The following is a 24049-nucleotide window of genomic DNA, read 5'->3' on the forward strand; positions in this document are numbered from 1 at the left end:
CGTTCGCCGGATGATCCATGCGCGCCTACACCTCCATGCGCCACTCGTTCCATTCGTCGAAGAGCTCGAACCCCATGGCCTCGTTGATGGCGAGCATGTGGCTGTTGCTGGTGGCGTTCCAGGTGATGACGCGTTCGACGTGCGGCTCGCGCTCGCGCAACCACAGCAGGTTGCCCAGCTTGAGCAGCAGGCCGAGGCGGTGGCCGCGGTGCGCGCCGAGCACCGCCGTGTCGGCCTGCTCCGCCCAGCCGTCGGAGCGGCCGGCGTTGAGGTAGATGCGCGTGTAGCCCGCCGGGGCGCCGTCGGAGTCGCGGCGGGCGATCGAGGTGTAGCAGGTCCTGCCCCCGGGGACGATGCCCTCCTCGCGGTGCAGCAGGCGCTCCGGGCTGAAAATCACGTCCTCGACGGCGCTGTCGCGCGGAGCGTCGTTCATGCCGCCCATCAGCGTGGCGAGGTCGGGCACCAGCTCGGGGCCCGCAGGCCCGGCGAACCGTTCGACGTGGTAGCCGGCGACCTCGGGGACCATCCGTTCGAGCGCCGCCCAGTCCACCTTGCGCAGGTCGAGCACGCGGCGGGCCTCGACGAGCGCCACCTCCATGCCGCGGGCGCGCGCGAAACGGGCGCCGGAGCCGGTGGCGGTGGTCTCCGCGAGCAGCAACCGCCTGCCGTGGTGGCGCAGGCGGCCGAGCAGGTGCCCGAACAGTTCCGTCCCGAGCCCGCGCCGCTGGTGTCCGGGCCGGACGGCGAAGGGGAAGATCGTGCCGAGGTGGGTGTTGTCGAGCAGCGGGAGCGACAGGCCGTAGCCGCCGACGACCTCGCCGTCCTCGACGGCCACCCAGACCTCGGCCCGCTCGCCGGGGCTGTGCGCGCAGACGTCCCTGCGGAAGCGGGGGAGCAGCGGCTGGGGGCCCGGGTCGTCGGCGGAGGCGGCGGCCACACAAGCGTCGTAGAGGCCTGCGACCAGATCGTCCGGCGGGTCGTCGAGGTCGATCGGCTGGATCCTCATGAGGTCAGCAAAGCGCACCAGCGGCAGCTCGGCGACAGGTTTTCTCGCCGCCTACTGGCGGTAGTTCTCCACCTCGCCGGCGGGCCTGGCCGCGGCGTCGTCGGGGTCGTCGCCCGCGTTGCGCCTGGCCCGGCGCTGCCTCAGCAGGTCCCAGCACTGGTCGAGGGCCATCTCCAGCTCCTTGATGCGCGCCTGTTCCTCGTCCGTGGTCACCTCGCCCGCCGTCAGCTTGCCGCGCAGCTTGTGCTCCTCGCTGACCAGAGCGCTGATCCTGGTGAGAATCTCGTCGTCCCGCATGCCCAAGACTCTAATCACCTCGTGATAGAAGACGCCCTATGGCTGGTATTGCGCTGGTAAGGAAGCCCGGTCCCCGAATCGCCGAAGGCATCGTCACCCACATCGAACGCGAACCCGTGGACCACCGGCGGGCCCTCGCGCAACATGACGCCTACGTCGAGGCCCTGGCGGCCGGCGGATGGCGGCCCGTGTACGTGCCGCCCGCCGACGAACTGCCCGACGCTCCGTTCGTGGAGGACGCGGTGGTGGTGTCGGGACGGCTGGCGGTGCTGACCAGGCCCGGCGCGCCGGAGCGGCGGCCGGAGGTGGACTCCGTGGCGGCGGCCGTACACGAGCTCGGGTTGAGGGCCGTCAGGATCGCCGCCCCCGGCACGCTCGACGGCGGCGACGTGCTGCAGACCGGCGCCACCCTGTACGCCGGCAGATCGGCGCGCACCAACGATCAGGGGATCGAGCAACTGGCCGCCCTCCTCCCCGAACGCGAGGTCGTGCCCGTGAAGATGCGGGGCGTGCTGCACCTGAAGTCGGGGGTGACCGCGCTGCCCGACGGGACGCTCATCGGCGATCCCCGGCACGTGGACCTGCCCGACCTGCTCGTGCCGGAGGAGGAGCCGGGTGCGCACGTGATGCCGCTCGGCGGCGACCGCGTCCTGATGGCCGCCTCGGCGCCCCGGACCGCCGCCATGCTCGAACAGCGCGGACTCGCCGTGACAACCGTTGATATTTCCGAGTACGAGAAACTCGAAGGCTGCGTGACCTGCCTCAGCGTCCTCATCCCGGACTGACCCTTTCCCGGACAGACGCCTCCAACCCCATCCCCCGGACAGGCGACGCCTCGTCCGGCCCGCTTCTCACCATCCGAGACCCGGGACGGCGCATGGCGAGACGTCTGGTACCGTCGTTGGCATGCTGCGCGGCCTCCTGCTTAGCTGCCGCGGCGGGGGCCTCTAAGGCCGGCTCCCTCGCCGCGGAGCCTGTCGTGCGCGTCGGCCGCTTCCTTCCGTCCCAATCAGGAGCAGCAGCCATGACCGCCCAGCAACCCAGCCCTATGCCCGTCCATCGCTACCAACCGTTCGAGCCCGTACGCCTGCGCGACCGCACCTGGCCCGACCAGGTCATCACCAAGGCCCCCCGCTGGTGCGCGGTGGACCTGCGCGACGGCAACCAGGCCCTGATCGACCCGATGGACCCACACCGCAAGCTCCAGATGTTCGAGCTGCTGGTACGCATGGGCTACAAGGAGATCGAGGTGGGCTTCCCCGCCGCCTCGCAGACCGACTTCGACTTCATCCGGCAGATCATCGAAGAGGACCGCGTCCCCGACGACGTGGTCATCCAGGTGCTGACCCAGGCCAGGCCCGAGCTGATCGAGCGCACCTTCGAGTCGATCGAGGGCGCCAAGCAGGCCATCGTCCACCTGTACAACTCGACCTCCACCCTCCAGCGCCGCGTGGTCTTCGGCCAGGACAAAGACGGCATCACCGCCATCGCGGTCGAGGGCGCCAAGCTGGTGAAGAAGCTCGCCGACGCGAGCGACGTCGACGTGCGTTTCCAGTATTCCCCGGAGTCGTTCACCGGCACCGAGCTCGAATACGCCGTCGAGGTGTGCGACGCGGTCACCGAGGTGTGGCAGCCCACCCCCGACCGTAAGACCATCCTCAACCTGCCGGCCACCGTCGAGATGGCCACGCCCAACATCTACGCCGACCAGATCGAGTGGATGCACCGCAACCTCAAGCGCCGCGACTCGATCATCCTGTCGCTCCACCCGCACAACGACCGCGGCAGCGCCGTGGCCGCCGCCGAGCTGGGCTACATGGCGGGCGCCGACCGCATCGAAGGCTGCCTGTTCGGCAACGGCGAGCGCACCGGCAACGTCTGCCTGGTCACGTTGGGCATGAACCTGTTCTCCCAGGGTGTCGACCCCGAGATCGACTTCAGCGACATCGACGAGGTCCGCCGCGTCACCGAATACTGCAACCAGCTGCCCGTCCACCCGCGCCACCCGTGGGGCGGCGAGCTGGTCTACACCGCCTTCTCCGGCTCCCACCAGGACGCCATCAAGAAGGGCTTCGAACACCTCGAAAAGGACGCCGTGGCGTCGGGCGTGCCGGTCGACGACTTCACCTGGGCCGTCCCCTACCTACCGATCGACCCGAAGGACATCGGCCGCACCTACGAGGCGGTCATCCGGGTCAACAGCCAGTCGGGCAAGGGCGGGGTCGCCTACATCATGAAGGCCGACCACCAGCTCGACCTGCCGCGCCGGCTGCAGATCGAGTTCTCCAAGGTCGTACAGGCCCGCACCGACACCGAGGGCGGCGAGATCAGCCCGGCCGCGATGTACGACGTCTTCCGCGACGAATACCTGCCCAACCCCACCAACCGGTGGGGCCGGCTCAGCCTCATGGCCCACCGCCACGAGTCCACGGAGGAATACGACCGCATCAGCGCCGACGTCCGCCTCGACGGCGAGATCCGCGAGGTGACCGGCACGGGCAACGGCCCGATCTCGGCCTTCATCGACGCCCTCACCCAGGTCGGCATCCGGGCACGGGTCCTCGACTACGTGGAGCACGCGATGAGCGCGGGCGCCGACGCCAAGGCCGCCTCCTACCTGGAGTGCGACGTGGACGGCCAGGTGCTGTGGGGCGTGGGCGTCGACGCCAACGCCACAACCGCCGCCCTCAAGGCCATCATCTCCGCCGTCAACCGCGCCTTCCGCTGACCCACCCGCCCGGGCCCCTTTCACTGGGGCTCGGGCCCTTATGTGGCGAGCTTGCAGCCGTACACCTTGCTGTAGCGCTGTTGGGCGATACGCATAAGCTCGATCAGATCCTTAATCCCATCCCTGCCCTTGGCAACTTGAGCCAGGTATATGTCGATCATCCGATCCTTCCCGCCACACCGAAACTTGGCGCTGACCTGATATGGCTGCTCGGCCAGTAGGCCGTTCGTGAGGAAAGCAGCCATGCCGTCACCAAGGTCGGCAGGGAGAGTGACCCCGCCGTGCCGTTCATATACGTTCTTCCTACCCTCAATCAAGGAATCTAGGTGTTTTCGAGGCATGCCCGAACTTTCCTGTGTCCACCAAACTTCCAGAGGCCGAGGAGTCGTGTCAGGAGCCCAACAATTACCGTTCCTTTCATTGCCGTCAGTCTTCTCTGCGAGAGGTGTCGTCACATTACTGACGAGGCGAAGCGCCTGCGCAGGAATGAGTTGGCAGACGTATGGTGTGGAATCCGCGACTGGCGAAAGTTCCGGGATGGTTGCGGGGGTGGAGCGCTTTTCTGAGCAGGCTGAGACCAGCAGCAAGATGAACGTTAGGGCAATGGACAGACGAGAGCGCATCACTTTCCATCTCCATTGGAAGAGGGAATCTGAAGGTCGAGATAGTCGTCAACCTCGCTAGTCCGACGGAAAGTTCCGCTGAAGTGATCGAGTAGTTCGCTGCCCCTTCCAATTTTTCGAGTCCACGCGAGAAACTGGCTGTACTCCTGTGGGGTCATCTCCGAGAAAGGCTTGATCATTGGTGGCGTCCCACTCGCGAATGAGTTATCTTGCAGGTCCAGTCCGTCGAGCATCCCTTTGTTCAACATCGCTGACGAGAGCATCTGCTCCGTCAACCTCTCTACGCCCAAGCGGTTGTCTGCAAGAGACTGGTGTATCGTGTCCAGACTTGGGCCACGCTCGGACATCTGTCGTGCCACATGCCTCGCGATTTCCCTGTGCGTGGCTCCGGCGAGCTTGTCGTAACCATTTCCGAGCATCTCGCCGAAGGCTCCGATGGCCAGTGCGCCCACCTGCTTTGACCCCGGCATCGGAAGCAGTCCTATAGCGTCGCTGACCATCGTCTTCAGCGCTTCGTCTGCCTTCTTGTCGTCCAGGCCTTGAGCGATCAGCACCTGCCGACGGCTCTCCACAATGTGGTTAAAGGGAGATGCTTCCTCAACGGTCCGATCCGTAAGGAACTGCATGACATCGGTCCGGTCAACCCGTCCATTCTCGTTGAGATCGAAGCGCTTGACGTCAGCCTTGGTGAAGCCGAGTCGTTCGGCGTTGGAGGCGTTGAGGCCCACAGGAGGCACGGTGTCGAGTGCTGCGCGCATGTGTTCGGTCTGTGCGCGTATCAGTGCCTCGAACCCGGCGTCGTTGGAGGTGGCGAGCAGCAACGCATAGGACATATCTTGCGGCTTGACCTGGCCGAAGGTCGCGTGGTTCAGGTAGAGCCGGGAGAGTTCGTCGATGTTGGCCGAAATCGCGCGGGCCAGGGGATAGCTCAGGGCCGTATAACGATCAAAGATGTCACGGTTCCTGATTTCCAGGTTGCCGCTGTCGGCCTTGCCGAAGGCGCCGCGTATCTCGGTGGAGAGGATCTTCGTCATGTCGGCTGCCAGCTTCTGGGACGTGGCGTCCTGGCCGGTGGTCGCAGTCACCAGCAGGTCGTTGAACGGCGCGTGGTCCTTCGTGTGGAGGGCGGCTTTCCAGCGGGTGGTCAGCAGGTAGTCCAGGACGGATTCCTTCCACCCGGGCGGAGTGTGGTTCAGCAGGGCATGGGACGCTTCCCGGCTGGACTTGGCCGCGTGGAACAGGTCGTCGATCAAGGACGACTGTGCCTTGGCGCCCGGAGCCCTCGCATGGGTTTCGGGTCTCAGGAGAGTGCCGAGGCCGAGCGCGCCGGCCAGGTCGATGATGGGGAGCTGGGTTCCTGCGAAGAAGCGGCCCAGAGAATCTCTGCTCGCCGCCCATTCGTCCTTACGTTCCTCGTGCTCATAGACGATCACGTCGCGTCCGACGGTTTCCATGAACTCCTTCGAGTACGGCGGCTTCCCGTCGTGGGCTCGCCAGATGAGCGCCTGCGCTTGGTAGCCGGAGTACGTCGTGCCGCCCGTCTTGTGCTGGGCCCGGCCCTGCTGCACCAGTTGCTGAAGGAAACCGGCGCCCACATATGCCGGATTCTTCGGATCCGTTCCTCTGGCCAGGGCGGCGCTCAGCATGCGCAGCGCCTTGCCGCCACCACTGGAGAGCTGAGCGACGCGTTTGGCGTCGCCGTGGGCTCTGGCGTCGCGCAGTTGGGCGGCGAGCGAGCCGGGGAGCCGCGTCAGGCCCTGGGCACCCAGCGTGCCGAGGAACGTCTTGACGAACTCCGCATCCCCTCCTCTTGACGCGTATTTCTCCAGCTCGGCCAGCGCCGTGGAGTCACCGTCCGCGGCCTTCAGCGCCACGCGGCCGGCGAGCGTGCCGTCCAGCAACCCTTTGGCCGCCTCCAAACCGTCGGGCATCTCGAGAAAGCTTCCGGCGGGCGTGCTCCGGCCGAAAGTGATCCGCTGCCGTTGGAGCTCGTGGACGAGTTTCTGCCGCCGCCGTAGATCTTCGGCCTGTGTGGTGACTCGCCCGGCCAGCTGCCGCAGCCGCGCCGCCGGTGAGGTGTCGAGCCCCGCGCTGCGAAGTTCACTGTGCAGAGCCTGGGCCAGTTCTTCCAGCCGCCTGGCCGCCTCGGTGTGCTTGCTCGTCATCGTGTCGAAATCGGGCTGCTTGACCCCGGTGAACTCGGTCATGGCTTGTCCTGGATGGACGCCAGCTTCTGGTTCGCGCTGTGGACGGCCTGCCTGAGCAGGTCGCGCAGCTCGCGCTGGTCGGCGTGGAGCTGGGCATCGAACCGGCCGCCCGTCGGCCCCACCCATGCGTCCTTCTCCATCAGGCGGCAGGACGGATCGAGCGACCACCAGTGCTCGTCGGACAGCCGCTGGATCCGCTGCGCCACGGCACGCATCGCCTCGCGATCGAGGTCAGCCACGATGATCCCCTCGCACGGTTCGCTGCGCCAGAACAGGTCAGGAGGCGGCACGTCGCCCACATCATTCGCACGGTAATCAACAGCGCATCAACAAAACAAGTTGAACCCCGGTGAAAGGTATGGCGCGTTCGAAGTTTGCCCGCAGATAGGGGTATCAGCCTGCTGATGACAGTTTCGCCCCAGGGTGTGGCGAAGTGCAGAGTCATCGTACGATTCGGCTAATGTGCGACATACCACGACGTGCTGATAGACGCCCGACTCGCCTCGACCGGGATAATGACCTTTGATCCCCTGGGCGGCGGAGGCAGCGACCCTGTCCACCAGGGGCGGACCTCCCAGCCCTCCGCGCTCAATTACATCTGAGGGAGAAACACGCCAGGCACCGGGAGAAAGAACCACACCCGGGCGCGGGCGGTGACCAGCATGAACGTCAACTGTGTGTCACTATCCTCACCGTCAAACCTTGCACCCGCTACCCGTGCGGGTTGCCATTCCCAGCTTCGCAAAGGCAGGAATGCGGTGAACGAAGAGGTACGGATCCTCGCCTTGATCACGCGTCTCCGGGCGCTCGAGGCGAGCACGCATGCCGGAGACGGCACTTCCATGATGACCGACATCGCCCAGATGCAGGCGGATATCGCCGACATGCGGGCCGAGATGAGACACAACCTCGCGGCCCTCTGCGACGAACTCGCCGGCCTCCGCCGCCATATGGATAGCTGCTTCGCTGTCATCCGCTCCGAACTCATCCCCAGGCTCGGTGCGCCCCCGCCCGAAGTGATCAATTAGCCGTCCGGGAGACCAACCGGTTTCCTGGACGGCTTGCTCAGGCCGGCGAGGGAGGTTCGACGCGAATGCAGGACGCATCGGGAACATCCCTCGTCGGGCCGGCGGTAGTCAGTCGAATTCGCCGCTCTTCACGCCGCTGATGAAGGCGTTCCATTCGCCTGGGGTGAAGATGAGGGCAGGGCCGGTGGGGTTCTTGCTGTCACGGACGCCTCGGTGTCCATGGGACAGTTCAGCGACTTCAACGCAGTTTCCACCGTCGGGTCCTGATCGCGTGGCCTTGCGCCAGATAGCTGTGTCGAGTTTGTGGTTCAGATCGTCCATCGCTGTAGCGTCTCCTTGATCAGTTCCAGGGACTCGCGTTGGGGGAGGGCTTCGGAACGAATTCCCTCATATCTGTATGTTAGGACATTAACGTCCTCTGGCCGGTCCGTCACCCGACTCATGATCCCGGCGGATTCGACGTAGGCCGTGTCGAAGGCTCCATGGGCTTGTGCGATGGCAAATCCGCCGGAAAGACCGGTTGTGGAGTACGCCTTGAGAGGGAGAACCTGGATGGTGATCCGGGGAGCTTGGCCGGCTTCGAGGAGGCGGTTGACCTGCGCCGACATTACGGCTGGGCTGCCGATCGGGCGATTGAGCACAGCCTCATCGATCACTATCCACAACAATGGTGGCTTGGGACGTCGGAGAATGCTCTGACGTTCCATGCGAGCGATCACCTGCTCCTCAATCTGCTCAGGCGTTACGCCGACGTCGCCACTCAACACCGCCCTGGCGTAGTCCTCGGTTTGGAGCAGACCGGGCACAACCAGCGGCTCCCACGACCGGATCGCCTCTGCTGTGGCTTCGACGTCGAGCCAGGGGCGGAACCACGACGGAGCCGATGCGTGGCTCACCATCGGCCAGAGCCGCATCAGCGCTCCTTCCGCCTCCAGCGCTTCATCGCAGTGGCGTGCGAACTCCTCCGTTGGTGATCGCCTGGCTGTCTCGATCATGCTGATCGTGCCGACGGAGTAGGACACCGCCTTGGACAGGCGGATCTGGGACCATCCGCGGGCCTTGCGGTATCGCCGCAGCTCGAAACCGAAAAGGGCGGTCGGGGAGTCGGCGGGGCACAGCTCGCTTTCCTTGGGCACCTGACCTCCGGGGGTCCACCGGCGTTTCAACCGGAGCTTCACTACAACGGTTGATGGCATGCTGAAGTCAATTCACTACTGAGTGTAGCCAAAGCTTGGGATCGTCGTAAGGCAGATAGAGGTCGGCTACTTCGAGTGGGTGAAACCGTGCAAGCAGCGAGCGCCGAGCCGAAGGTCATCGGTTCGATTCATCTGGCGGGCATTCGTGAGTCCGTTCCCCGGGCACGTGCCGAGGTGCGCAGATGGTTGGGAGATGACCACCCTGTGGTCGACGAGGCCGTGCTGGCCGTGTCCGAGCTCATGACGAACGCCCTCCGGCACTCCAACGCCAAGCCGTACACCCTCATCGGCCTCACGGTCGCGGCGGTCGGCGGGACGGTCTACGTCGGCGTTCGGGATCCCGGCTCCACGTTCTCCGCGCCCCATATCCGGCAGGGGCCGGAGGCGGAGGATGGCCGCGGGCTGCTGATCATCAACGAGATCGCCCACGACTGGGGTGTCCGGGAGCACGGCTACGGGCTTGGTCGCACGGTGTGGTGCGCCATCCGAGCCGTCCCTCCTCTCGCCGCGTCGGCGCCCGCACCGGCCGAGGATTCGGCTGAAGATGTGGCAGTGGAGATCCGTTAGCTGGTCGACTGCCGAAAGGTCGTCGATCAACTTCGTGACCGTCCGTACGCCGGGATCAGAAGCGCAGATCCTCCCAGTCGATGGTGAGAGGGAACGGATTGGTGATCGTGGGGGCGGGATCGGCTTCGGTCATCAACGTTCCCACGCTCTTGTAGAGCATCGAGGCCGGGTCGAGTCGGTAGCGCTCGATGGTGGACGCGCCGGTCTGGTCCAGGTGGACGATCCAGTAATGAGGGATGCCTGCCTTGGCGTATTCGGCGACCTTGTCGACGGTGTCCTGGGTTACGGAGCCGGGCGAGACGATCTCGACGACCAGCAGCGCGTGATGGGCGCGGAGTCTCTCTCCACGCTCCTCATCCAGGCATCGGTACACCACGACGTCGGGGCGTCGGTTGAGCAGCGGTACGTCCTGCAGCCGGAGATCCACGTCGTTGGCGACGGTGAGGCATTCGTGCCCGCGGCTCATGGCCTGCCTGGCGTGGTGCTCCAGAAGGTTGGCCAGTCGTCGGCCGGCGATCTGGTGCCCAGGGGTCGGAGATTCGCAATAGACCACGTATCCGTCCACGATCTCGATGGCCCGCGAGATCTCCTCTGGGATCTTCTCGTAGTCCTCGGCGGAGATGCGACTGGGTTGAGGGCGGATGCTGTGGATCCAGCTGTCTTCCGGAAGGGCTGTCATCGGCGCTCCTCAGTCGCAGGTGGTGAGGTCAGCTTACGGAGAAATCGCCGCCGATGGCTTGCGGTGACCTGCGCAACACTCGATTAGTGAACGTTGCGTTTCTATGGGAGGAAGCTTACGCTCCTTAGAGAACGGTTCGTTCTCTAAGGAGCGATGTCATGGGCTTCGTGCTCTCGGGGCTGATCCTGGCGATGTTGCTGGGTGCGCTCGACCAGACGATCATGGCGCCCGCGCTTCCGGCCATCGCGGGTGACCTGGGCGGGCTCGACCAGATGCCGGTCGTCGTCACCGCCTATCTCGTCGCCGCCACCGTGGTCATGCCCGTCTACGGCAAGCTCGGCGACAGGTACGGCCGCAAGCCCGTCATGCAGGTGGCCATCGTGGTGTTCGTGCTCGGCGCCGTGCTGTGCGCGCTGGCCACCTCGATGCCGCAGTTCATCGCTTTCCGAGCCGTGCAGGGGCTGGGCGGCGGAGGGCTGATGATCGGCGCCCAGGCCATCATCGGCGAGATCGTCAGCCCGCGCGAGCGGGGCCGCTATCTCGGCTTCATCGGGGCCGCCTACGTCGTGGCCGCCGTGGGAGGGCCGCTGATCGGCGGGCTGTTCATCGACCGGCTGAGCTGGCGGTGGATCTTCGCCATCTATCCGCCGCTCGGCCTGATCGCGCTGGTCGTGCTGAGCGTGACGCTGCGGCTGCCGAAGCCCCGCACGCGGGCTCCGCTGGACGTCGCGGGCGCGCTCACCCTGGCCGTCGCCGTGGTCGGCGTGGTCATGGTGGGGCAGACCCGCGACCCCGTCTACCTGGTCGTGGCCACCGCCGGGCTGGTCGCCTGGCTGGTCAGCGCCCGGTACGCCAAGGACCCGATCCTGCCGCTGCGCCTCTTCCGCGACCGGGCCTTCGCGATCCCCGTGGCGATCAGCCTGCTCATCGGGTTCGCGTTGTTCGGGACGGTCACGTACATGCCGGCCTACCTGCAGATCGCGGCGGGCACCAGCGCCACGCAGGCGGGCCTGCTGGTGACCGCACTCATGGGCGGCGTGCTCGCCACGACCGTCGTGTCCGGCCGGCTGATCACGCGGACCGGGAAGTACAAGCCCTATCCCGTCGCCGGCACGGCGGTTGCCGCGGCAGGGCTGGGGCTGATCGGCCTGGCCGGTGCCTCGCCGCTCGCGCTCGCCCTGGCCATGTTGGTGACCGGGCTGGGCGTCGGGCTCGTCATGCAGACCATGGTGCTGGCCGCGCAGAACGCCGTCGAGTACGCCGACCTCGGCACCGCCACGTCGTCGGTGACGTTCCTGCGCCAGATCGGCGCCTCGGCGGGGGTCGCGCTGGTGGGGGCACTGATCACCATGAGATCCGGCATCGCGGCCACCGACCCGGCCGCCCTGCCCGCCGGCGTGCGCGAAGCCTTCGCCGCCGCCGCGCCGCCGGTGTTCGCGGCCATGGCGCCGCTGCTCGCGGTGGCGTTCGTGCTCGCGCTGGCGCTGCCGGCGCGCCCACTCCGCACCACCGCTCACGCCGAGGAAGCGGCCGTGACGCCGAGGAGAGGCCGTGAGTGAAAGCCGATGCCGAGATGAGGCCGTGGCTGAAAGCCGGGGACGGTCGTGCGTGAAAGCCAGGGAAAAGCCGCGGGTGCCGAGCCGTGGACAAGCTGCGGGCGCAGGCGGTGGACGAGTTGTGGGTGCAGGCGGTGGATGAGTTGTGGGTGCAGGCCGTGGACCAGTCGTGGGTGGAAGTCGAGGACAAGTCGTGAGTACGAGCCGAGGAGATGCCGTGAGAGCGGAGAGAAGCCGTGAAAGCCGGGAAGAGGCCGTGAAGCTCGTCGCACCCCTGGACGCCTTCGGGCATGACGATCTGGCCGTGGCCGGTGGCAAGGGCGCCAACCTGGGCGAGCTGGTCAGGAAGGGCCTGCCGGTGCCGGGTGGTTTCATCGTCACGACCCACGCGTACGAGCAGGTCGCGCAGGGCCACGACACGCGCGAGCACTTCGAGCGGGCGGAGTTGCCCCCCGGCCTGCGGCAGGCGATCGCCGACGCCTACGCCGGCCTCGGGGGCGGGCCCGTGGCCGTGCGCTCCAGTGCCACCGCCGAGGACCTGCCGGGCGCCGCGTTCGCCGGCCAGCAGGACACCTACCTCAACGTCGTCGGCGAGGAGGCGCTGTTCGACGCGGTGCGCCGCTGCTGGGGTTCGCTCTGGACCGAGCGCGCGATCGCGTACCGCGCGAAGCTCGCGATCGACGGCTCAGGGGTGCGGATCGCGGTCGTCGTCCAGAGCATGGTCGAGGCGGAGATGGCCGGGGTCATGTTCACCGCGAACCCCGTCACCGGCGACCGCGCGCAACTCGTCATCGACGCCAGCAGCGGTCTCGGGGAGGCCGTCGTCTCCGGCCTCGTCACGCCCGACCACTATGTGGTCGACGCCTCGGGACACGCCGACTTCACTCCGGGCCGCCGCGAGGTGGTCATCCGCGGCACCTCCGGCGGCGGTGTCGCCCGCGAGACCGGCGCGGCGGCCACCGCCGAGCGGCTGCCCGGCGCGGTGATCGAGGAGCTGACCCGGCTCGGCAGGGATGTCGCCGCCCACTTCGGCCGGCCCCAGGACATCGAGTGGGCGTACGCGGGCGGCCGGGTGCACCTGCTGCAGGCACGCCCGATGACCGCGCTGCCGCCGCCACCGGTCGGGAAGCTCAACCCGATCCAGCGCCGGCTGGTGACCGTCCTGCTCGAATATCTCCCTGAGCGGCCCTATCCGATCGACGTGACGACCTGGCTGCCGTACGGCCCGGCCGGGCTCATGAGGAAGGTCACGTCGTCGTTCGGCATCCGGGGCGCGTTCGAGAACTTCCTGCGCGAGGAGGACGAGGTCGTCTACCAGCTCGTGCCGCCGAAACCGCATCCGACGCCGAGGATGTTGCTCACCCCGTTCCGGCTTCTGGCCAGGGCCAGACGGTACGACTCCGCCCGCTGGACCGAGGATCCGCGCTACCGCCACTTCCTCGCCCAGGCCAGGGAGCTGGCCTCCCGTGATCTCGGGTCGATGCCGTGGGAGCGGCTGGTCCGCGTGCCCAGGGAGGTGCTCGACGTCGTGCAGCCGGTGGCCGACCTGCGCATGGACTACCTGCCGGGCTCGGGGCTCGCGCTGCTGCGGTTGCTGGCGACGGTCCGGCTGCTGGGGCGCCGCGAGCTGTTCGGCGACCTGCTGTCCGGGGCGCGCACCCGCACCACCGACGCCAACGAAGCGCTGGAACGGCTCTCGGAGGTGGCCAAGCGCACCGGCGCGCTCGACGCCGACCCGCTGCCCGCCGAGTTCGAGGCCGAGCTGCGGGCGTTCCTCGCCGAGTACGGCCACCGCGAGACGTCGAGCCCCATCCTCGTCACCCCGCCCACCTGGGCGGACGCCCCGGAGGCCGTGCTCGGCCTGGTCAAGGCCCTGGCCGGCGCCCCACCCGAGAGGAAGGAGGGCGACGACGCGCTCGACCTCCTGCTCCGTCACCCTCGCCTGCGTTCGGAGCGCCGCCGCGCCAGGGTCCGGCGCCGGGTGGCGGCGGCCCGCGCGGGCGTCGCCTTCCGCGAGGACAGCCACTTCTCCTTCACGCTGCCGCAGCCCGTCCTGCGCAGGGCGCTGGTGGAGATCGGCCGCCGCCTGGTCGACGTGGGGGTGCTCGACCGTCCTGAGGACGTCTTCCACCTGCGGCTGGAGGAGCTCGAAGCGATCGGGGACGTGACCGCGCTACCTCCGGAGGGCCGGGAGCGGTTGCGCGGGACGGTCACGGCGCGGGCGGCCAAGCGGGAGGAGCTGTCCGGCGTGCGGCTCATCGATCCCGCCGCGGTCTTCCCGCCCCGTGCGACGGGCGACGCGCTGCTCACCGGGTCGCCCGCGAGCGGCGGCGTCGCGACCGGGCCGGTGAAGCTGATCCGGGAGCCGGCCGACTTCGGCAAGCTCAACGGCGGCGACGTGCTCGTCTGCCCCTACACGAACCCGTCGTGGACGCCGCTCTTCCAGCAGGCGGCGGCCGTGGTCGTCGACACAGGCGGCGCCGGCTCGCACGCGGCGATCGTGGCCAGGGAATATGGCATCCCCGCCGTCATGGGCACGGGCACGGGTACGTCGGTGCTCCAGGACGGGGAGATCGTCACGGTCGACGGTGGTGCGGGCACGGTCGCCCGCGCTATCTAGGATGCAGGTCATGGTCACCGACCACCGCAAGCGTCCGCGGCGCCGGGGCGAGGCGCTCAACGCGGCCATCTACCAGGCGACGCTCGACGAGCTGGCCGAGGTCGGCTACGCCGGGCTGACCATGGAGCGGGTCGCCGAGCGGGCCAGGGCCAGCAAAGCCTCGCTCTACCGGCGCTGGCCCTCCCGCATCGAGCTGGTGATGGAGGCGGTCTACAGCACGCTGCCCACCCCGGAGTCCTCGCCCGACACCGGCAACTTCCGCGACGACCTGGTGGCCATGCTCCGCCGTACGGCACAGGCGTTGTCGGGTCCGGCCGGCGAGGCGATGCGCGGGCTGCTCGGCGAGGCGCTCCGCAACGAGTCGCCGCTGAACGCCATGCGGAGGAGCAGCCAGGGTGCTGGGAGGAAGATGATGGAGGAGATCGTCCGCCGGGCCGTCGAGCGCGGCGAGGTCGATCCGGGCGACGTCACCGCTCGCCGGCTCGACGCCGGGCAGGCGCTGCTGCGGCAACATTTCCTCTTCGAGGGCACGCCCATTCCGGACAACCTCGTGGTGGAGATCGTGGACGAGGTGCTGGTGCCGCTGCTCAAGCGGGGGTGAGCCGGCTCGTCGCGGCCCGGCCCTGCCTGAGCGCGAGCCGCGCGGCCAGCCCGGCCATGCAGACGCTGACCAGCGCGCCGGCGGTGACCGCCGCCACGAACGTCCACGGCGCCCGCGTCAGTCCGAGCAGCATCAGGGCAGCCACGGGCAGCCAGGCCAGCGTGTTGATGATGGCCGCCACCGCGAGCACGGTGGCGCCGGTCCTGACCTCGGACGTCAGCGAGGGTGCCTGCGCCGCCACGGCGATCACGGGCAGCGAGAACGCCAGGACGGGCGGGACGAGGAAGCCGCCCGTCATCGCGTTGCCCAGCGGTCCGGCGGGATAACCGGCGTCGGCGAAGGCCACCGCATAGTAGATGGAGCCCAGCAGCGTGATGGGGACGGCGACGGCGACCGCCGTTCTGACCACTTGCCGGGCCGTCACCTGCGTCATGAGCCCCTGCCCGGGACTGCCCAGGGCACTGGAGGCGGCGAGCACGACCGGCGTCACCGCCAGCGCTCCCATGAGCCCCGCCGTGACGAACAACGACATCGCCGTCCCCTGCAGCGTGTGGGCGAGGGCCCCCATGTGCGTGGCCTCGGCCCAGACGCGGTGGAGGCTCTGCGGGTCGCGTACACCCGGATTCCACAGGAGCAGCAGAGCGGTTCCCAGCATGCACAGGACGGTGGCCGCGGGAATGCGGAACGGTCGCCCCCCTGGGATGCGCCGGTGGTGGAACCACGCGTCGGCGGCGCCCCCGATCAGGTCGAGCACCGTGCGCACGCGCACCGGCCGGGAGGCGACCAGGTCGGTGACCTCCTCGCCGTAGCGCTGCCGCCACGCGTTCGGATAGAGGCTAAGCACCGATTCGGCGATGATGCGCAGGATCATGACAACCCCCAGGAGATCGCGGTGCGCCGCACGCCCGCCTGTTCGATGCGCCGCAGCGTGGCGAGTTGCTCCCGCAGGGCGTCACGCCCGCTCTCGGTGATCCGGTACGGCTTGCGCCGCTCGGCCGTCTCGACCGGCTCGATCCACCCGCGCTCCTCCAGCCGCATCAGTGCGCCGTAGAGCGTGCCGGGCTCCAGCGCGGTCCCCGAGAACTCCTCGATGTCGTGGATCATCCGGTAGCCGTGTTTCTGCCCCTCGGCCAGGCTGATGAGCACCAGCAGCGCCACGTCGGTGAAGCGGCCGAGCTCGGAAGTCTTCCGTGCCATGTATTCAGTAAAACTTAGTAAGTGTCACTGAGCAAGCCCCATTGTGGCCGCCGCGAGGCGCATCGCGTGCTCGAACGTCGTCCTGCGGTTCTCGATCACGTTGTTGAACTGGCCGAACACCTCGAAGCTGACCCATCCGTACAGCGCGGTCCACGCCGAGACGGCCTGCCAGATCACCGCGTCCGGCACGCCCGGCATGAGCTCGCGGAAGGAGCCGGCGTCGGGTTCGAGCCCTTCGGGGCCTTCGCCCGACGGCGGGGCGATCGCGCCGGCCTCCCAGGCGTCGGAGACGATCCGGCCGTACGCGGCCACGTCGCGCACCCTGGCCGGGATCGTGTCCTGGGGCGCCTGGTAGCCGGGCACGGGAGAGCCGTAGATCAGGGCGTATTCGTGCGGGTGCGTGACGGCCCACTCGCGCACCGCGTGGCAGGCGGCCAGCCACCGTCCGGAAAAGTCGTGGCGGGGGCAGGCGGAGTCAGCCTGCTCCACGGCCTCGCCCAGGGCGTTGTAGCCGTCGACGATCAGCGCGGTGAGCAGGTCATCGCGGCTCGGGAAATAGCGGTAGATGGCCGATGAGACCATGCCCATCTCCCGCGCGACGGCCCGCAGCGACAGGCCGCCCGCTCCCTCCGTGGCGAGCTGGCGCCGCGCGATGTCGGTGATCTCCCTGGTGAGCTCGGCCCTGACACGTTCTCTTGCGGTACGGCTGGCAGTCATGCACAGCAGGTTATCAGAGCGGTGCCAAAAATCGAGAGCACTGCTCTTGACGAACATTGCTCTCTTGAGAGAGCATTGCTCTCGTAAGCGAACGGGTGGCCTGGCCTCTCGGGCCGGCGGTCTTCGCCGCGCTCTTCGTCGTCAACGCGGTTCTCCGCATCATCTGGAAGCAGGTCTGATCATGGGTAAGCACGTCGTCGTGGGTTCCGGCCAGGTCGGCTCGCATCTCGCCGCCAAACTCGTCGCGCAGGGGCACGAGGTCGTCGTCGTGACCCGCTCGGGCCGCGGCCCCGACGGGGCGGTCAGGGTGGCCGCCGACATCGCCGACCAGGCCAGGCTCATCGAGATCGCCAGGGGCGCCGACGTCCTCTACAACTGCGTCAACCCCCAATACCACCGCTGGCTCACCGACTGGCCGCCGATGGCCGCGTCGTTCCTGGCCGCCGCGGAATCGAGCGGCGCCGTGCTGGTGATCCTGGGCAACCTCTACCCGTACGGGCCGGTCTCCGTCCCGATGACGGAGGATCTGCCGCTCGCCTCCACCACCCCCAAGATGCGGGTACGTGCGAAGATGTGGACCGACGCGCTGGCCGCGCACCAGGCCGGCCGCATCAGGGTGAGCGAGGTGCGCGGCTCCGACTACTTCGGCCCCGGCGCGACCGACCAGTCCTACCTGGGCGAACGGTTCATCGCGCCGCTCAGGGCGGGCCGGACCATCCCGCTCGTCTGGCCGGCCGACATGCCGCACAGCTGGACGTACCTGCCGGACGTGGCCGACGCGCTGATCACGGCGGGCGGTGACGAGCGGGCCTGGGGCAGGCCGTGGCACGTGCCCACCGGCGCGCCGCTGACCTTCCGCCAGCTGGGGGAGAAGATGGCCGCGCTGCTGGGGCGGCCCGCGCCCCGGATGAGGCAGCTGCCGTGGCCGCTGGTGCGGGCGGCCGGGCTGTTCTCGCCCATGCTCGGCGAGCTGAGGCACACGCGCTACCAGTTCGTCGCGCCCTACGTGCTCGACTCGTCGGCGTTCGAGCGTACGTTCGGCGTGGCGCCCACCCCGATCGAGGCGGCGCTCAAGGCTACGCTCGACGCGTGAAGACAGCCCTGATCGGCCTGGGCGACATCGCGGAGAAGGCCTACCTTCCCGTGCTCGCCGCGCAGCCCGCCCTCGACCTGCACCTCTGCACGCGCAACACGGCTCGGCTGGACCGGCTCGGCGACGCCTACCGGATCGCCGCCCGGTCGTCGAGCGTGGACGAGGTGATCAAGGACGGCGTCGAGGCGGCGTTCGTGCACGCCGCCACCGACGCCCATCCCGAGATCGTCGAGCCGCTGCTCAGGGCGGGAGTCCACGTCTACGTCGACAAGCCGATCGCCTACACCCTCGCCGAGTCCGAGCGTCTCGTGCGGCTGGCCAGGGCCGAGGGGAGGTCCCTGATGGTGGGCTTCAACCGCCGGTACGCGCCCGGATATGTCGGACTTGCCGCTCATCCCCGTCATCTCATCCTCATGGAGAAGAATCGCGCCAATCACCCCGACACACCCCGTCGGGTGATATTTGATGACTTCATCCATGTGGTGGACACCCTCCGATTCCTCGCCCCCGGCCCGGTCACCGACACCACGATCAGGACCCGCGTCCGCAACGGCCTGGTCGAGCACATCGTCCTGGAGTTGTCCGGCGACGGCTGCACGGCCATCGGCGTCATGAACCGGGTCGGCGGGGTCTCCGAGGAGTCCTGCGAGGCCATGGGCGACGGCACCAAGCGGCGCGTGGTCAACCTCGGCGACGTCATCGACCACCAGGGCGGCGAGACCCTCGTCAGGCGGCCCGACTGGGTGCCGGTGGCCAGGCAGCGCGGCATCGAGCAGATCTGCCTGGAGTTCCTCGCCGCCGTGCACGAGGGCCGGGTGATCGACGCCGGCGACGCCCTGGCCACCCACGCCCTCTGCGAGGAGATCGTCGCGCGCGCCGCCTGACCCGTGCCCAGGGGCGTCAGCCGCGCTGCCTGCTCTGCATCGTCCTGTCGGCCCTGGCGAACATGCGCTTGAACGGCTTGTTCCCGAGCCGGGCGAGCACGGTGTAGCCCTTCGTGTCGCTCAGCGGGCTGGAGGACGACACGACTCCGGCCACCGAGCCGCCGTACAACGCGGGCCCGCCGCTGCCGCCGGCGGCAGCGTGGCAGTTGCGGGTGACCATCAGCCCCGGCCCCTCGGAGACAGCCTCGGTCGCGTCACCCAGGCACCGGTACAGCCTGGTGCCCCCGGGATAGCCCTTGCCCGCCGGGTAGCCCAGCAGTTCCAAGCCCTGCAGAGTGGTGCCCCTGTCCGTGGCCATCGGCCGCAGCCCCCGGCCGGTCACGGCCTCCAGAGGGCGCTTGCCGCGCCCGACTCCCACCAGCCCGACGTCGTACGGAAGAAGCCCGGGCGAGTACGGCCGGTTGCGCCATCTCGCCGGCACCCACGTGCGCACGGCCGGCCAGATGCCCAGCCCCGGCCGCCCGCCGTCGTAGCCGGGCAGGAAGGCCAGGTTCTCGAGCAGCCGGCCATGGTGGTAGAGGCAGTGCGCGGCCGTCAGCACCAGGCTGCGGCTGCGCGAGCCGATCACCGTGCCCCCGCACAACACGTCCCGCCGCGAGACGGGGTCGTGACCGAGCAGCACGCCGGTGAGCCGCCGCGCCCCCGTGTAGGGGCGCGGGACCGGCGCGTAACCGAGGCGGTCCCCGTCAGGAGTCAGGACGCGCGGGGCGGGCACGTTGCGCTGGGACACCTCGGTGACGGCGGTCGGGTCGAGCAGGGCGAGGGACAACACCAACCTGAGCACCCGGCCAGCCTACGGGGGTGATGATCAGCCCTCTCACCTGCGACATCCGTCTTTACCTAAGGTTCGCAGAAAGCCTCGGCCCTCGGCTTCAGGACGGGGAGCAGGTCACCGTGTCGTGTACTGGGCGGCGAGCGCGCGCAGGCGGGTGTGGGCCGACGCGTAGACCGCCGTGTCTCCCACATACGCCTTGGGCAGCTTGGCGACCATCGTGTAGTTGGTGTCGCACACGTTGCCGACCGGCGCCTGCCCGCCCTGGCTGACGAGCTGGTAGGCGTCGAGCGTGTCCAGCCCGGTCAGCTCCGACGTCCAGGTGACCAGGTCGTGCTGGCTGATCCGGTACGCGTCCTCCAGCGGCCTGGCCGACCCTGTGGACATCAGGTGCAGGTCGTCCTCCAGCCGCGGCCACGGCGTGGCCACTCCCTTGATCAGCTCGACCGCGACGACCGTGTTCATGGCCGACTCCACCGCGGTGCCGCACACCTCTCCGTGGCCCTGCAGCCCGTGGCCGTCGCCGATGGAGAACATCCCGCCCTCGACGTTGACCCCGAGGTAGACGGTGACGCCGGCGCGCAGCTCGGGGGTGTCCATGTTGCCGCCGTGCGCGTCGGGGGTGATCGTCATGCGGGCCTCGTTCGCGGCCGGGGCGACGCCGACGGTGCCGTGCATGGGATCGAGCGGCAGCTCCACGCTGAAGTCGCTGGTGCGGGCGTGGTAGACGGCCACGCCCCTGGCGAGGTCGATGTCGTAGCGCCAGACGCGTTCCTCCAGCGGCGGCTGCAGCATGGCGGTGGTGTGGGTGCCGGTCAGCGCGCCGAAGTGGGGGAACGTCGTGGAGACCGCCCAGTCCCTGGCCGGGGTGATGCTGATGAAGTGCAGGGCCAGCGTGTCGCCAGGCTCGGCGCCCTCCACGTGGAAGGGGCCGGTCACGGGGTTCAGGTAGGGGAACTCGCACACCTGGGACGGCAGGTCGTCCACGCCCTGGACGAGGCCGCCGAAGCAGTCTTCCGTGTAGAGCTCCACGATCGTGCCCGGCCGCACCTTGCCGACGGGGGAGCGCCCGCCGAAGGTGTAGCTCAGTTCCTCCGGCGTGGGGCGGTAGGAGACGACGTTCACGAGACCTCCGTGGGAAGTGCGGGCTTACGGCCGATCAGATAGGTGATGCCCAGAACCGCCAGGCCGATCGCCAGCCAGACGCCGCCGACCCACTGGGCCGCGACGTTCTGGTTGTACACGACGGCCACCAGGACGGCGAAGCCGATCACGGGGGCGACGAGGTGGGCCCACCAGTTGGTGCTGCGCTGCCTGATCACGTAGTGCACGACGACGGAGACGTGCTGCACCAGGAACGCGGTCATGGCGCCGAAGTTCACCAGCGAGGCCAGCTCGCCGACGCCGTTCGCCCTGGTGCTCATGAAGACGCCGAGGACGAGCGAGACGGCGGCCACCGCGAGGGTCGCGTTGACCGGCACCTTGTGCTTGGCGTTCACCCGGGACAGGAAGGCGGGCAGCTGGCGGTCGCGGGCCATCGCGAACAGCAGCCGCGACGTCGCCGCCTGCGCGACCAGCGAGTTGGCGAAGCCCCACGCGACGGCGGTGGCCACGGCGGTGAGCACCGCCAGCCATGGCCCGCCGGCGTACGCGGCGGTGTCGTAGAAGGCGTTGCCCGCGGGGTCCCCGTTCGCGATCAGGGTGTCGCGGCCGGGCGTGAGGAGCGCCGCGACCCAGGTCTGCGTCACGAACAACACGGCCGCCAGTCCGAGGGCGGCCAGCATGGACCTGCCGAGCCTGTGGGCGTCCTCGCGGTTCTCCTCCGCCAGCGTGGAGATGCCGTCGAAGCCCAGGAATGACAGGACGGCCACCGACGCGGCGGCGAACACCACGCTGAAGGTGAACCCGGACGAGTCGAAGATCGGCGTGAACGCGCCGGTCTGCGCCTTGCCCTGGGCCAGCGCGACGCCGGCGACCACCAGGAAGATCGCCAGCACGACCAGCTCGGCCGCCAGCATGATCCGGGTGATCCTGGCCGTCATCTGGATGCCGAGGTAGTTGACGACCGTGTTGAGCACCACGAACGCCGCCAGCCAGGCCCAGACGGGGATCACGGGCACGAACGAGTTCATGGCGACGCTGGCCACCAGATAGAGCAGCGACGGCACGAGCACGTAGTCGAGCAGGATGGCCCAGCCGGCCATGAACCCGACGGGGGCGCCGATGCCGCGGCCCGCGTACGTGTAGACGGAACCGGCCATCGGGAACGCCCTGGCCATCTGCGCGTACGACAGGGCCGTGAACGCCATCGCCACCAGGCCGATCACGTACGCCAGCGCCACCATGCCGTGCGACACGGAGAAGACGTTGCCGAAGATCCCGAACGGCGCGATCGGCACCATGAAGATCAGGCCGTAGATCATCAGGTCGGTGAAGCCCAGCGAGCGCTGGAGCTCCTGGCGGTAGCCGAACTGCTCGATCGTGCTCATGGACGGCTCCTTGTGCATCGGGGGTGCAGCGGGGGCGTTTCGCACCTTAGAGCCAAAGCTTTCTAGTGAAAAGGTTTCTCTAGAAAGAAATCCAGGCCGTCCGCCCTCCCGAGGTGCACGGGATGGCGTACCTGCCGTCCGAGCAGGGTGAGCATCCCGCGCGCGCTGGTGATCGTGGTGCCGTCGGCGACCGCGTCGAGCGCCGGCACGGCCAGCGAACCCGCCCGCGCGCACAGGGCGGCCAGCATGGCGACGGCCTCGTAGCAACCGTGGCCGTGGGCGTTCAGCATGGGGGCGTCAGGGCCGAAGCGGGCGGCGTACCGCTGCGCGAAGCCGAGGCTGGCCTCGGTCGGCAGGTCGCGGAAGTAGCCCATCGACGCGTACAGCCCGCCGGTGGCGTCACCGCCGATGCCCAGCAGCCCGTGCTCCTCCAGCGCGCCGCAGAGCCGGGCCGCACCGAGCCCGCCGGCCGCGTACGCGCGGTTGAAGTCCATGAGGTCGCTGCCGATCAGCGTCAGCAGGATGGCGTCGGGCCGGGCGGCCGCCACCCGGTCGAGCCGCCGCACCGCGTCGCCGTACGGCACGAGGTTCTCGCCCACCACGGTGGCGCCGAGCGCGCGCAGCAGCGGGCGGGCGCTCGCGTGCACCAGGCGCGGCCAGATGTAGTCGTTGCCCAGCAGGAACCACCGGCGGGCCCGGCGCGTGCCGACCAGCCACTCGATCCCCGGCGCGAGCTGCCGGTCGGGGGTCTCGCCGAGGAAGTAGACGCCCGGCGCGTGCCCGCCGCCTTCGTACGGCGGTCCGTAGACGAACGGCACCCGCCCGGCGATCGCGGCCACCACCTCGACCCGCACGTCACTGGCGTGGGCGCCCGCGACGGCCTGCACGGTGCCCGTCCTGACCAGCTCGGACACCTCGGCCGCCACCTGCCGAGCGGGCCGCCCGCCGTCGACGAGGACCAGCTCGACCGGCCTGCCCAGCATGCCGCCCGCGGCGTTGAGCTCCTCCGCCGCCAGGACGGCGCAGTTGATCGCGCAGGGGCCCATCAGGCCGAGGACCCCGGACACGGGCACGACCAGGCCGATCCTGATCGAACCTGACGGGAGGAGCCGCGCTTCGAGAGGATCGACGGTCGCCGCCACGCCGACGAGTATCCTCCCTTCTAGCTCTCCGATGAAAGGACCTCCTCATGACCTCCTCTGGGCTCGGGTCCTCGCTCGCCTATCTGCTGAGCCGCGCGGAGCGCAGCGTCAACCGAGGGCTGGCGGCCGCGCTGGCGGGCGAGGACGTCACCGTCGAGCAGTGGCGCATCATGCGCGCGCTGGCCGACGGGCGGGGCGACTCGATGGGCGAGCTCGCCGCGGCCGTGCTGATGCCCCACCCGACCCTGACCAAGGCGATCGACCGGCTGATCGAGCGGGCGCTGGTCTACCGCGGGCCGTCGAAGGGCGACCGGCGGCGGGTGGCGGTGTTCGTCTCGGACCGGGGGGCCGAGCTGCTCGCGCGGGTGGACGGCGCGGTGGCCGAGCACCACGGGCTCGTCGCGGTCGCGTTCGGCGCCGAGCGCACCGAACGGCTCATGCGCGATCTCGAGGGCCTGGTGGCCGCGCTCGACTACGCCGAGCTCAGAAAGTGAGCCCGGGGGAGTGAGCACAGGGGAGTGAGCACAGGTGCCGGGGCCCGCCCCGGACGGCGGGCCCCGGTCGTTCCGGCCTCAGTCGTTCCGGCT

The 24049-nt window shown here is 68.9% G+C and carries 25 protein-coding genes; 10 read left to right on the top strand and 15 right to left on the bottom strand.

The features are described from left to right. Positions 1-25 precede the first annotated feature (25 nt). A complete protein-coding gene (locus tag ABGB01_RS01665; RefSeq protein ID WP_347769486.1) occupies positions 26-1006 on the bottom strand; it encodes a GNAT family N-acetyltransferase in 981 nt (326 codons plus the stop codon). Between the two features lie 51 nt (positions 1007-1057). Then, on the bottom strand, positions 1058-1303 hold the full coding sequence (locus ABGB01_RS01670; RefSeq protein WP_347620151.1) for a DUF2630 family protein: 246 nt from the start codon (positions 1301-1303) through the stop codon (positions 1058-1060). Between the two features lie 38 nt (positions 1304-1341). Between ABGB01_RS01670 and ddaH the strand changes: the two genes are divergently transcribed. Then, positions 1342-2088: a dimethylargininase gene (ddaH, locus tag ABGB01_RS01675; protein WP_347769488.1), complete on the top strand. Its 747-nt coding sequence runs from the start codon at positions 1342-1344 to the stop codon at positions 2086-2088. A gap of 239 nt (positions 2089-2327) precedes the next feature. After that, the gene (gene leuA, locus ABGB01_RS01680) at positions 2328-4031 is read left to right on the top strand and encodes a 2-isopropylmalate synthase (RefSeq protein WP_347769490.1); all 1704 of its coding nucleotides are present in this window, start codon (positions 2328-2330) and stop codon (positions 4029-4031) included. 38 nt (positions 4032-4069) lie between these two features. Here the strand turns inward: leuA and ABGB01_RS01685 are convergent, their stop codons facing one another. The 3 genes from ABGB01_RS01685 to ABGB01_RS01695 form a co-directional block, all read right to left on the bottom strand. Beyond that, entirely contained in the window at positions 4070-4276 is a 207-nt protein-coding gene (locus ABGB01_RS01685) for a hypothetical protein (RefSeq protein WP_347769492.1), read from the bottom strand. A gap of 377 nt (positions 4277-4653) precedes the next feature. Further along, complete coding sequence (locus ABGB01_RS01690; RefSeq protein WP_347769494.1) at positions 4654-6861, bottom strand: hypothetical protein; 2208 nt, start codon at positions 6859-6861, stop codon at positions 4654-4656. Then, entirely contained in the window at positions 6858-7100 is a 243-nt protein-coding gene (locus tag ABGB01_RS01695) for a hypothetical protein (RefSeq protein WP_347620146.1), read from the bottom strand. Before ABGB01_RS01695 ends, ABGB01_RS01690 begins: the two co-directional genes overlap by 4 nt. 519 nt (positions 7101-7619) lie before the next feature. Here ABGB01_RS01695 and ABGB01_RS01700 point away from each other — a divergent pair. Beyond that, on the top strand, positions 7620-7889 hold the full coding sequence (locus tag ABGB01_RS01700; protein ID WP_347620145.1) for a hypothetical protein: 270 nt from the start codon (positions 7620-7622) through the stop codon (positions 7887-7889). A 108-nt stretch (positions 7890-7997) separates the two neighbouring features. Here the strand turns inward: ABGB01_RS01700 and ABGB01_RS01705 are convergent, their stop codons facing one another. Beyond that, positions 7998-8210 carry a DUF397 domain-containing protein gene (locus ABGB01_RS01705; protein ID WP_347769497.1) on the bottom strand — a complete coding sequence of 71 codons (213 nt, stop codon included), beginning with the start codon at positions 8208-8210 and terminating at the stop codon, positions 7998-8000. Beyond that, complete coding sequence (locus tag ABGB01_RS01710) at positions 8198-9025, bottom strand: helix-turn-helix transcriptional regulator (RefSeq protein ID WP_347769498.1); 828 nt, start codon at positions 9023-9025, stop codon at positions 8198-8200. Before ABGB01_RS01710 ends, ABGB01_RS01705 begins: the two co-directional genes overlap by 13 nt. Positions 9026-9172: 147 nt before the next feature. Here ABGB01_RS01710 and ABGB01_RS01715 point away from each other — a divergent pair, with 147 nt between their 5' ends. Beyond that, entirely contained in the window at positions 9173-9652 is a 480-nt protein-coding gene (locus ABGB01_RS01715) for an ATP-binding protein (protein ID WP_347769499.1), read from the top strand. A gap of 55 nt (positions 9653-9707) precedes the next feature. Here ABGB01_RS01715 and ABGB01_RS01720 read toward each other — a convergent pair whose 3' ends face one another. Next, positions 9708-10331 (bottom strand): Uma2 family endonuclease, encoded by a 624-nt coding sequence (locus ABGB01_RS01720; protein ID WP_347769500.1) that lies wholly within the window; start codon positions 10329-10331, stop codon positions 9708-9710. A gap of 158 nt (positions 10332-10489) precedes the next feature. On the opposite strand from ABGB01_RS01720, the gene ABGB01_RS01725 reads away from it, so the two are divergent. The 3 genes from ABGB01_RS01725 to ABGB01_RS01735 all read left to right on the top strand — a co-directional run bounded on the left by ABGB01_RS01725 (position 10490) and on the right by ABGB01_RS01735 (position 15108). Continuing rightward, complete coding sequence (locus ABGB01_RS01725) at positions 10490-11890, top strand: MDR family MFS transporter (protein ID WP_347769501.1); 1401 nt, start codon at positions 10490-10492, stop codon at positions 11888-11890. 214 nt (positions 11891-12104) lie between these two features. Beyond that, positions 12105-14507 (top strand): PEP/pyruvate-binding domain-containing protein, encoded by a 2403-nt coding sequence (locus ABGB01_RS01730; protein ID WP_347769502.1) that lies wholly within the window; start codon positions 12105-12107, stop codon positions 14505-14507. 1 nt (position 14508) lies between these two features. Continuing rightward, on the top strand, positions 14509-15108 hold the full coding sequence (locus ABGB01_RS01735) for a TetR/AcrR family transcriptional regulator (protein ID WP_347769503.1): 600 nt from the start codon (positions 14509-14511) through the stop codon (positions 15106-15108). On the opposite strand, the gene ABGB01_RS01740 is transcribed toward ABGB01_RS01735, so the two are convergent. Genes ABGB01_RS01740 through ABGB01_RS01750 form a run of 3 tightly spaced genes read right to left on the bottom strand, consistent with a single transcriptional unit; the run spans position 15095 to position 17022 of the window. Then, positions 15095-15979 carry a hypothetical protein gene (locus ABGB01_RS01740; protein WP_347769505.1) on the bottom strand — a complete coding sequence of 295 codons (885 nt, stop codon included), beginning with the start codon at positions 15977-15979 and terminating at the stop codon, positions 15095-15097. The genes ABGB01_RS01735 and ABGB01_RS01740 overlap by 14 nt on opposite strands. Then, entirely contained in the window at positions 15976-16305 is a 330-nt protein-coding gene (locus ABGB01_RS01745) for a helix-turn-helix transcriptional regulator (protein WP_347769507.1), read from the bottom strand. The genes ABGB01_RS01740 and ABGB01_RS01745 overlap by 4 nt, the downstream gene beginning before the upstream one ends. 24 nt (positions 16306-16329) lie before the next feature. Beyond that, entirely contained in the window at positions 16330-17022 is a 693-nt protein-coding gene (locus ABGB01_RS01750) for a TetR/AcrR family transcriptional regulator (protein WP_347769509.1), read from the bottom strand. Positions 17023-17203: 181 nt separating this feature from the next. On the opposite strand from ABGB01_RS01750, the gene ABGB01_RS01755 reads away from it, so the two are divergent. After that, entirely contained in the window at positions 17204-18115 is a 912-nt protein-coding gene (locus ABGB01_RS01755; protein ID WP_347769511.1) for an NAD-dependent epimerase/dehydratase family protein, read from the top strand. Continuing rightward, complete coding sequence (locus ABGB01_RS01760; protein ID WP_347769513.1) at positions 18112-18999, top strand: Gfo/Idh/MocA family oxidoreductase; 888 nt, start codon at positions 18112-18114, stop codon at positions 18997-18999. The genes ABGB01_RS01755 and ABGB01_RS01760 overlap by 4 nt, the downstream gene beginning before the upstream one ends. Before the next feature lie 16 nt (positions 19000-19015). Here ABGB01_RS01760 and ABGB01_RS01765 read toward each other — a convergent pair whose 3' ends face one another. The 4 genes from ABGB01_RS01765 to ABGB01_RS01780 all read right to left on the bottom strand — a co-directional run bounded on the left by ABGB01_RS01765 (position 19016) and on the right by ABGB01_RS01780 (position 23462). Beyond that, positions 19016-19843: a hypothetical protein gene (locus ABGB01_RS01765; RefSeq protein WP_347769515.1), complete on the bottom strand. Its 828-nt coding sequence runs from the start codon at positions 19841-19843 to the stop codon at positions 19016-19018. 105 nt (positions 19844-19948) lie between these two features. Next, entirely contained in the window at positions 19949-20956 is a 1008-nt protein-coding gene (locus ABGB01_RS01770; RefSeq protein ID WP_347769517.1) for an acetamidase/formamidase family protein, read from the bottom strand. Next, positions 20953-22320: an APC family permease gene (locus ABGB01_RS01775; RefSeq protein ID WP_347769519.1), complete on the bottom strand. Its 1368-nt coding sequence runs from the start codon at positions 22318-22320 to the stop codon at positions 20953-20955. Before ABGB01_RS01775 ends, ABGB01_RS01770 begins: the two co-directional genes overlap by 4 nt. A 62-nt stretch (positions 22321-22382) precedes the next feature. Then, the gene (locus tag ABGB01_RS01780) at positions 22383-23462 is read right to left on the bottom strand and encodes a substrate-binding domain-containing protein (RefSeq protein ID WP_347769521.1); all 1080 of its coding nucleotides are present in this window, start codon (positions 23460-23462) and stop codon (positions 22383-22385) included. Between the two features lie 47 nt (positions 23463-23509). On the opposite strand from ABGB01_RS01780, the gene ABGB01_RS01785 reads away from it, so the two are divergent. Then, on the top strand, positions 23510-23956 hold the full coding sequence (locus tag ABGB01_RS01785) for a MarR family transcriptional regulator (protein WP_132598133.1): 447 nt from the start codon (positions 23510-23512) through the stop codon (positions 23954-23956). Positions 23957-24049 lie beyond the last annotated feature (93 nt).

Source organism: Nonomuraea sp. B5E05 (assembly GCF_039880665.1).
Taxonomy (GTDB): Bacteria; Actinomycetota; Actinomycetes; order Streptosporangiales; family Streptosporangiaceae; genus Nonomuraea.